We start from the raw sequence: 385 nt of genomic DNA, 5'->3' as shown, positions 1-385 counted from the left end.
TTTTTAATCATGACTAAGTAATAATTTTGCCATTAATGGCGATAAATAAAGTAAAATGGGAAACGATTTCTATCAGCCACAGTCAATACTGTGTAAAGAATAAGAAGTCCTTTACGGATAACGAAACAGTTACTCACTCCTAAATGATACAGGGAAGTCAAATCATGCGCTTATTTAAAAGCACGAAAGATACCAAAACAGGCAAGGCTTCTAGCGGATTGAACAACCGCTCTGCCATCGGCGTCGACATCAGCCAACATGCCATTAAGATGGTACAACTGACAGGCCGTAGTTTAAACCAAATTCAGCTGGAAAAATACGTTATTACCAAATTGCCTAAAAATATTGTCAAAGGCAACAAAATTCAAGACTACGATCAGCTTGC

Annotated in this window: 1 protein-coding gene; it reads left to right on the top strand. The window is 37.7% G+C overall.

The window, feature by feature from the left end; all coding sequences use genetic code 11:
- Positions 1-164: 164 nt before the first annotated feature.
- A partial coding sequence (gene pilM, locus ACTHSP_RS22550) for a pilus assembly protein PilM (RefSeq protein WP_440347077.1) occupies positions 165-385 on the top strand: 221 nt, incomplete at its 3' end.

This window comes from Neisseria sp. P0001.S005, assembly GCF_051963715.1.
The sequence above is the reverse complement of the archived record's forward strand: the minus strand, read 5'-3'. Positions and strand labels throughout refer to the sequence as shown.